At 45.0% G+C, this 7962-nt stretch carries 9 protein-coding genes; 4 read left to right on the top strand and 5 right to left on the bottom strand.

Going from position 1 to position 7962, the window contains the following annotated elements:
• Positions 1-379: 379 nt before the first annotated feature.
• The 4 genes from ACJ28U_RS01295 to ACJ28U_RS01280 all read left to right on the top strand — a co-directional run bounded on the left by ACJ28U_RS01295 (position 380) and on the right by ACJ28U_RS01280 (position 4333).
• On the top strand, positions 380-1768 hold the full coding sequence (locus ACJ28U_RS01295; RefSeq protein WP_099087647.1) for a sugar porter family MFS transporter: 1389 nt from the start codon (positions 380-382) through the stop codon (positions 1766-1768).
• A gap of 94 nt (positions 1769-1862) precedes the next feature.
• Entirely contained in the window at positions 1863-2753 is an 891-nt protein-coding gene (locus ACJ28U_RS01290; RefSeq protein WP_099087648.1) for a YihY/virulence factor BrkB family protein, read from the top strand.
• A 341-nt stretch (positions 2754-3094) separates the two neighbouring features.
• Positions 3095-3862, top strand: coding sequence for a threonine/serine exporter family protein (locus tag ACJ28U_RS01285; protein WP_407618150.1), 768 nt, complete (start codon positions 3095-3097; stop codon positions 3860-3862).
• Between the two features lie 12 nt (positions 3863-3874).
• The gene (locus ACJ28U_RS01280; RefSeq protein ID WP_099087650.1) at positions 3875-4333 is read left to right on the top strand and encodes a threonine/serine exporter family protein; all 459 of its coding nucleotides are present in this window, start codon (positions 3875-3877) and stop codon (positions 4331-4333) included.
• 68 nt (positions 4334-4401) lie between these two features.
• On the opposite strand, the gene ACJ28U_RS01275 is transcribed toward ACJ28U_RS01280, so the two are convergent.
• From ACJ28U_RS01275 to ACJ28U_RS01255, 5 genes are all read right to left on the bottom strand, one after another.
• Entirely contained in the window at positions 4402-4965 is a 564-nt protein-coding gene (locus tag ACJ28U_RS01275; protein ID WP_407618149.1) for a DNA-3-methyladenine glycosylase I, read from the bottom strand.
• 87 nt (positions 4966-5052) lie between these two features.
• Positions 5053-5904: an undecaprenyl-diphosphate phosphatase gene (locus ACJ28U_RS01270; RefSeq protein ID WP_099087652.1), complete on the bottom strand. Its 852-nt coding sequence runs from the start codon at positions 5902-5904 to the stop codon at positions 5053-5055.
• Between the two features lie 89 nt (positions 5905-5993).
• Entirely contained in the window at positions 5994-6932 is a 939-nt protein-coding gene (locus tag ACJ28U_RS01265) for a DUF4097 family beta strand repeat-containing protein (protein WP_407618148.1), read from the bottom strand.
• Complete coding sequence (locus ACJ28U_RS01260) at positions 6925-7563, bottom strand: DUF1700 domain-containing protein (RefSeq protein ID WP_099087654.1); 639 nt, start codon at positions 7561-7563, stop codon at positions 6925-6927. The genes ACJ28U_RS01265 and ACJ28U_RS01260 overlap by 8 nt, the downstream gene beginning before the upstream one ends.
• Positions 7553-7885 (bottom strand): PadR family transcriptional regulator, encoded by a 333-nt coding sequence (locus tag ACJ28U_RS01255; RefSeq protein WP_099087655.1) that lies wholly within the window; start codon positions 7883-7885, stop codon positions 7553-7555. Before ACJ28U_RS01255 ends, ACJ28U_RS01260 begins: the two co-directional genes overlap by 11 nt.
• Positions 7886-7962: the final 77 nt, after the last annotated feature.

Here is a 7962-nt window from a genome sequence, read left to right as displayed (position 1 = left end):
TTGAGTTGCCGCTCAACGTCTTTTTCTTTGCCTTTATTACCACTATTATACCAAAAAGCAGGCGCAAACCCTTGATATACATGGGTTTGCGCCTGCTTTTATTCAAAATGTTCAGCTGAGTTTTGTCCCAGCCTCTTTTTTACGTAACCAAATTAACTTTGATACCATCAGACGCTTTACCAAAATCGCTCCACAATATCGGTCTGAACATGCGCGTAATTCGCACACTTTTATTGTGAAAATGTTATCAAACACTATTAACAAGTACGTATATAAAGTGTATAGTTAACTATGTTAATTGAGTTGTTAACGTTTTCAATAATTGTGAATTCGATAACGATACAGATGCAAATATTTTATAGAAAGCGAGTATGCAATTATGCGTAAAATCTCACCTCGTTTGATTTATTTCTTTGGAGCCCTTGGTGGACTTCTTTTCGGTTATGATACCGGTGTTATCTCAGGAGCAATCCTGTACGTTAAGCGGACCCTTGATTTAACCGCTCTTGAAGAAGGAGTGGTTGTTTCTTCCGTTCTACTTGGCGCCATGATCGGAGCCATGTCAATCGGCCCTCTATCTGATAAATTTGGTCGTAAAAAGATGGTTATGTTCGCTGCCTTGATTTTCCTTATCGGATCACTTGGTTCTGCTTTTTCACCTGAATTTATCACCTTGGTTTTGAGCCGTGTTGTTCTTGGAATCGCGGTTGGTGGTGCATCAGCGCTGGTCCCAACGTACTTGGCTGAAGTTGCCCCTGCTAAGATGCGTGGCTCACTAACGTCTCTGAACCAATTAATGGTTATGTCAGGTATCTTGATGGCCTACATCATCAACTACGCCTTCTCAGGTATGGCCCACACTGTTTCATGGCGTTGGATGCTTGGTTTCGCTGCCATCCCTTCAGCCATCTTGTTTATCGGTGGTATTTTCCTACCAGAGTCACCTCGTTATCTTGGTCGTATCAAGAAGTTCGATGAGGCTTTGACTGTTTTGAACATGTTGCGCGAACCCGCTGAAGCACAAGCTGAGTTACAAGAAATGAAGGACGCTGATGAAGTTGAACTTGGCGGCTTCAAGGAACTCTTCTCAAAGTTTGTCCGTCCCGCTTTGGTTATCGGGGTTGGCTTGGCTATCTTCCAACAATTCATGGGAATCAATACTGTGTTGTATTACGCCCCAACAATTTTTAAAGCCATCGGTATGGGCGATAGCGCCTCATTGATGGGAACCGTTGGGCTCGGAACTGTTAACGTGATTATCACCGCTTGGGCTGTTCGCGTCATGGAAACCCGCGGTCGTAAGGAATGGTTGTTAATCGGTGGTGTCGGCATGGCCGTTTCATTGGTCGCCCTAGCCATTTTGACAAACTTCGCCGCAACCGGCATTATGTCATACGTCACCATCGTTGCGATGGCATTCTACTTGATTTTCTTCTGTGCTACTTGGGGGCCAATCATGTGGACGATGATCGGTGAGGTCTTCCCACTAGCTGTTCGCGGTGTTGGAGTTGGTTTCTCTTCATTGGTTAACTGGGGGGCCAACCTACTTGTTTCATTGATGTTCCCAGTGTTGCTACAACACTTCTCAATGCCAATTATCTTCGGTGTCTTCGCCGTAATGTGTGCATTGGCATCATTCTTCGTTAAGCGCTACGTCTTCGAAACGCGTGGTCGCTCACTTGAAGAAATTGAAGCTACTTTGCGTGACCGCGCTAATGTGGCTGAGGACGATAGTGTCGTCGCTGGTACCACACCAATCGCACACTAAGCTTTAATTGCAACACCTAAACCGAGTCGGTTGGTTACCGACTCGGTTTTTATTTGCTAAAATAGGTGTATTGTGTCAAAAAGGAGGAGCCGCCATGTCAGAAATCATCAAACGGATTTTTAATAATCGCATCGTTAAAACTATCATCGACGTTTCAATGCGTGTTGATATCGTGACGGCAAGTTCATCAATTGCCTACTTCGGTCTCCTATCGATTTTTCCAGCAATCATCATTATTGCGACACTCCTCCCCTACTTTGGCTTAACTATTTCAACGGCCCTCAGCTACGTCCAAATGGCCGTTCCGACATCCGTATACGACTTTGCCCGACCCATCATCGAATCGATTCTCGGTCAAAAAGGGGTCGGTGTGCTATCAGCTTCAATCATCATCACCCTATGGTCATTATCACGAGTCGTCGCTTCAATCCGCACGGCGCAAAACGGAATTTACGGGGTGCAGCCTAAAACAATTGCCATTATTGATCGCTTCATTTCAATGGCTTGGATGATCCTTGTGCTAGGTATCATGGGCATTCTACTGATTATTGCTTCAGTTGGCTCTAACATTCTTGAAGCTTTACCCATCAGCGCGAATCTTGTGCAACAAATTGAATCCGCCAAATCACCAGTGGTCATTGGCGGATTGTTCATTGGCGCATCGCTTTTCAACTGGGTTTTGCCGGTTAAAAAACCCCGACTACAATGGGCCCTCGTCGGGACAACCGTCCAAGTGGCCCTCGTCATCTGGTTAACAAAAATTTTCGGGTGGTATGTAAGCCTAGCTTCACAAGCTTATACATTCTACCAAGCCTTGAGTTCGGCCATTATCCTGTTGCTTTGGATTAACTTTATTGCACTAGCCGCACTAATTGGCACCATCGTCACTGCAACATTGGAGGAGTTATTTCCCTCGCAAAATGATAAATTGGCCGTTATTCAAACATTCGGTAAGTCCATTATCCGAAAAAACGGAAAAAAGTGAGTGATATTTATTGTTTTATTAAGCTAGTCACGTTATGATTAATAGCGTTGATAAGGATAACTTGTTAACATTAGAGACAGCAACTTACTCATATCGCTGAGCTTAACCAACTCAGCAATTGTAGGTCTAACCAACCTACAACCTACTCCTTAAGAATTACCCAGTGTAATGGTCTAACCAACCATTGTTATAACACGCCTAACCAACGTGTTTTGGGAAAAAGAGTCGTCCTCGGACTGACTCCGAAACCGCCTACGTCTAACCAACGCAGGCGGTTTTGTTTTGCCCAATTATCCGGTAAAATCAAAGGATACTAAGGGGAAGCATTGGGGATTTTCATTATGACAACATCGCATGAACACGCCGTGTTAGACGTGTGTGCCCGCATCGGGCGCATCTTACTAGAAAGTGGTGCTGAAACACCACGTATCGAAGAAACCGTGGAAATCATCGGTCGTACAGCCGGCGTCGCGATTTCATGCTACGTCACGTTAACGGCTGTTTTCGTATCATTAACGAACCAACCTGAAACACAATTAACCAAAACAAAACTTGGCGCATTCAACCTACAAAAAGTTGATGACATCAATCAACTCTCTCGTGAATTTTCAGTGGGACATGTGTCATTTGATGATATCGTAACGCGTGTCGCCGCCATCGATCAGCACGTGATTGATTTCAACTGGCCAACTAAAATTCTCGGTGCCGGGCTCGTGTCCGTCGCACCCATGCTCGTATTTATTGCCGATTGGTCAGATTTAGGCTTGGCTTTTTTCATTGGCATCGCTGGTTATTTAACCGCGCAACTCGTTGGTCGCAAAGCCACAGCCACCCCCTACGCAAAAGAAGTCGCCGGAGGCTTTGTTATTGCATTATTGGCATGGGTCCTAGTCGCTAGCGGGGTTGGTCACCATGCTGAAAACATGATTGTCAGTGCCGTTATGCCCTTAGTGCCCGGCGTCGCATTGACGAATTCAATGCGCGAAATTATGGCCGGTCATATGATATCAGGAACGGTCCGGGCCCTCGATGCGCTCTTAATCGCGGCCGCTATCGGTGGGGGCGTGGTCTTAGCCACCACACTCTTGCACTTATTCAGCATGATTTAGGGAGGGCGCCTCATGACATATTTAATCCAATTCATCATTAGTTTCGCATCGACGGTTGGCTTTGGCATTATCACAAACATCCCCCGTCGCGCCCTACCAACGGCTGGTTTAACAGGGGGCACTGCTTGGACTTGTTACATCTTCGTCCAACACTTACACGCAAATGTCTTTCTCGCGAACATGACCGCTGCCATCATCATCGGTCTCCTCGGTAACTGGTTTGCGATTCGCAAGCGGGTGCCCGTTAACATGATTTACATCCCCAGTTTAGTATCCCTGGTACCCGGCGGGACTATCTACCTCGCGATGAAGAATTTCTCACTGGGTCATTACGCCAATGCACAAGCCGGTGTCATCACCACGGTTACGATTGCCGTTGCACTAGCAGTCGGGTTTGTTTTAGCCGAAGTTGTTGTCCGACAAATCAAGCAACACTTAAGAAGTCGTCAGCAAAACTCGCTTGCTCGATAATCAAAAAATGCATTTAAAAAAGGTCGCCAATCATCCAATCCAATCGGATGATTGGCGACCTTTTATACTTAACCATGCCACTCACATGTCAACTCGTGATCATTAACCAAACCAGCAGCTTGCATGAACGAATACACCGTGACAGGGCCGACGAATTTAAACCCATATGCCTTCATGGCTTTAGACACCTTTGTTGATAAGTCAGTTGAACTAGGCATTTGCGTATAATCAATCACGCGATTATCAATCGGTGTTTGCCGCACAAATGACCATAACCAGGCATCGAACGAACCATGATCACGCTGAATACGTTGGATACCCTGCGCATTCGCAATAGTCGCAGTTAATTTTTGCCGATGTCGAATAATGTCAGCATTTTGCAAAAGCCTGTCGATGTCTATCGCCGTCATTTGCGCGACCTGGTCAATATCATATTGTGCAAACGCTATGCGAAAAGCCACCCGCTTACGCAAGACAGTCTGCCAACTAAGCCCCGCCTGATAAGTTTCCAGGCTCAACAATTCAAATAACTGCTGATCACCATGGGTCGGACGCCCCCATTCTTGATCATGATATGCCGTCATCAAATCATCTTCACCGTAATTCGCTACCCATGTACACCGCACTGCCATATCAATCCCCCTCCAAAAGGTTAAGTTAAACTTAATTATAGATTAAAATAAAACCGCTAACAAGCCTGTTAACGGTTTATAGTGCTTTTAGTGCATGTGCAACATGCCCGCAGCACCCAAGGCAAGGACTACGATACCAACAACAATACGGTAGTATCCAAAGACCTTGAAGTCATTGTTTTTAATGTAATTCATCATGACCTTAATGGCAAAGTAAGCCACAATCCACGAAACGATAAAGCCAACAACCATAACGCCAGTTTGGGCACCTGTAAAGCCACCACCACCTAACAAGTACTTACCCACCTTCAAAATAGTTACCCCAAACATAACTGGGATACTCATGAAGAATGAGAATTCAGCAGCGACAAAACGTGACGCCCCCAAAATTAGCGCTCCTAAAATAGTTGATCCTGAACGTGACGTTCCCGGTACGATTGATAGCACTTGGAACAACCCAATGAACAATGCCATCTTGTATGACATGGCATTCAAATCCGTCAAAATAGCATTCTTGTTTGCCAAGTAACGCTCCACGACAATGAATAGCACACCATAAATAATCAACATTGCTGCCACAACCCAAGCATTTAGCCAGTGGGCATCCATGTAATCGTTCAAGGCCAATCCTGCAATTACAGCCGGCAAGACTCCGACAATCACCTTAAACCAAAGCGTCCATGTTTGACGCTTTTCCAAAGAAGACTTTGATGGTGAAAAAGGGTTCAACTTCTTGAAGTAAAGTTGAATAACCGCAAAAATTGCCCCTAATTGAATCGCGTAATCAAACATCGCCGTGAAACTCTTTGTCCATACGGCCCCACCCGGGATATTCATGAATGACTCCGCAATAATAATGTGTCCGGTCGATGATACTGGCAAGAATTCAGTTAATCCTTCCACAATACCAATCACCAAGGACTTCAACAAATCAAGCATGTTTTGCTCCTTATTTTTAAACTTATCGCTATTACAATACCAGAAAAAAAGCGTTGCGCCTATACACGCAACGCCTTCTTTACCCCGGCTTAATTGACGTGAATATCACCATCTGTCGCAATAATACTCAAACGATCTGGCGCCGTTTCATTTTCGCTAAATTGACCAGCATACTTGGTTCCCTTAACCATCACATCACCATCAGTTGTTTGCAATTGCAACCCACTGAATTGGGCTTGTGCAGCCTTAAAGTCACCATCACGTAAGGTAATTGTATTCACCCCGGTATACCGACTCGCAGTCGTCGTCACATCACCATCGTTCACTTGCATCACACTTGCATTTAATGCCGTATGATTCAAATGTACATCACTATCAGTACCAGATAACAACAGCTTACCCAATTCACCGTTTTGCACCGTCAAATCAGAATCGCTCATGCTAATCGTTGATTGCTTAAGCACGGCGTCCGTTAAGTGCACATTACCATCACGATTAGCGACCGTCATATCTGGGGTAGTCAAATTATTTAACGTAATGTCACCTGCAGTGGCACTAATTTTAACCGTCTTAGCCGTCAAATCCTTTAACACAATGTCCGATCCGACTGACGTTTGCTTAAATTTATCAAACGCCTTATTTTGCGGTACGCTGATAGTAATGTGTTCCGGCCTCTTTTCACCAAAGCCAACTCCCACACCATTATCGTTTTCCGTATTGTACTTAACATAAAGCGTGTTATGCCGTACCGAAACATGCAATCGGGCTGCATCACGCACACTCGACTTCACCGCATACGTCTCATCGTTATTCGTCACTAACCGCACGTCAATATCCTCAGTGTTAATATTGACCGACTTAAATGCCGAAACTTGTTGATTAACAGTTTTTACTTGTGGCACCACAAAATGACCATCACGCCAATTCAAGCTATTCTGACCATCGTTTGACAAGCCAACAAACATCAAAACGACACCGACCGCCGCAATCACTAACCCCGTCAGTATCCAACGCATCATCTTAGGCATGCTTCGTGCCTCCTTCTTGCTTACGTGAGAACTTACGGCCAACATACTTAACAAAGTTCATCAGGCCACCAAAGATTACGCGGACAATGGCGAATCCAATTGGCCAGGCAATAAATTGAAGACCAATTAAAATCAACCCAATACCACCTTGGTACAAAGCCGTCTGCCAACTTGTCCCAATAATGGCGACCGCCCCAACAACCTGGAACAAACCAGTTGCTAGGAATACCAATAGCAGCATAATCAAAAATACAGCAATCACAATAACGATAAACAAGCCCAACAAAATCAGAATCATCGCTGGGATCCATACAACGGAGGTTACCAAACCAACCAACACAACCCACAACAGGTTAAATTGTCGCCCAATTCGTTCACGGAAATGGTGCACAGGTGTTTCATTCTCTTCCAGTGCATCCTGATCCGCCACATCATCGTAGCGAATTGAGTAATCCACTAATACGCGACGCGCCAATTGCTTAGGCGTACCAAATTCTCGAATCAACGTTTCGCCGGTCAAGCCCGCGTCTGACGCATATTCACGATAAAAATCCAACACATCTTCGCGTTCTTCATCAGTTAAACCAACCAAATGGCCCTTCAGTTGCGTGAAGTAAATGTTATTTTCCATCAACCTTTTCCCCTTCTGCCGGCATCATTAAGTCGTTCACATTACGACTAAATACCCGCCATTCTTCTTGCACACGCGTCATTTCAGCGCGGCCGTCGTCTGATATTTTGTAGTAGCGTCGGTTGCGTCCTTCAAAAGGTTCATCATAAGTTGTCACCCAGCCTTTTGCTTTTAAGCGTCGTAACACTGGATACATCGTTGACTCCGAAACTGAAAAGCGTTCCTGCACTTGTTTCGTCAACGCGTAGCCATATAAATCTTCCGATGACAGCAACGACAAGACTAGTCCATCCATCAGATCACTAGATAATTGCATCGCCATGGTTCATCTTCCTTTACAATACTATAACTCATATAATATACTCTAAGTATAGGGAACGCAGGGGGTTGTGTAAAGCA

Origin of the sequence: Weissella sp. MSCH1, from assembly GCF_045799135.1 — a bacterium.
GTDB lineage: Bacteria > Bacillota > Bacilli > Lactobacillales > Lactobacillaceae > Weissella.
Note: the sequence above shows the minus strand (reverse complement) of the source record. Positions and strands in the feature narration are given on the sequence as shown.

Bases quoted from the DNA above. Each gene is read 5' to 3' on its own strand.
- ACJ28U_RS01275 (WP_407618149.1), bottom strand. From the start codon at position 4,965: ATGGCAGTGCGGTGTACATGGGTAGCGAATTACGGTGAAGATGATTTG.
- ACJ28U_RS01270 (WP_099087652.1), bottom strand. From the start codon at position 5,904: ATGCTTGATTTGTTGAAGTCCTTGGTGATTGGTATTGTGGAAGGATTA.
- ACJ28U_RS01290 (WP_099087648.1), top strand. From the start codon at position 1,863: ATGTCAGAAATCATCAAACGGATTTTTAATAATCGCATCGTTAAAACT.
- ACJ28U_RS01260 (WP_099087654.1), bottom strand. From the start codon at position 7,563: ATGGAAAATAACATTTACTTCACGCAACTGAAGGGCCATTTGGTTGGT.
- ACJ28U_RS01265 (WP_407618148.1), bottom strand. From the start codon at position 6,932: ATGCCTAAGATGATGCGTTGGATACTGACGGGGTTAGTGATTGCGGCG.
- ACJ28U_RS01295 (WP_099087647.1), top strand. From the start codon at position 380: ATGCGTAAAATCTCACCTCGTTTGATTTATTTCTTTGGAGCCCTTGGT.
- ACJ28U_RS01255 (WP_099087655.1), bottom strand. From the start codon at position 7,885: ATGGCGATGCAATTATCTAGTGATCTGATGGATGGACTAGTCTTGTCG.
- ACJ28U_RS01280 (WP_099087650.1), top strand. From the start codon at position 3,875: ATGACATATTTAATCCAATTCATCATTAGTTTCGCATCGACGGTTGGC.
- ACJ28U_RS01285 (WP_407618150.1), top strand. From the start codon at position 3,095: ATGACAACATCGCATGAACACGCCGTGTTAGACGTGTGTGCCCGCATC.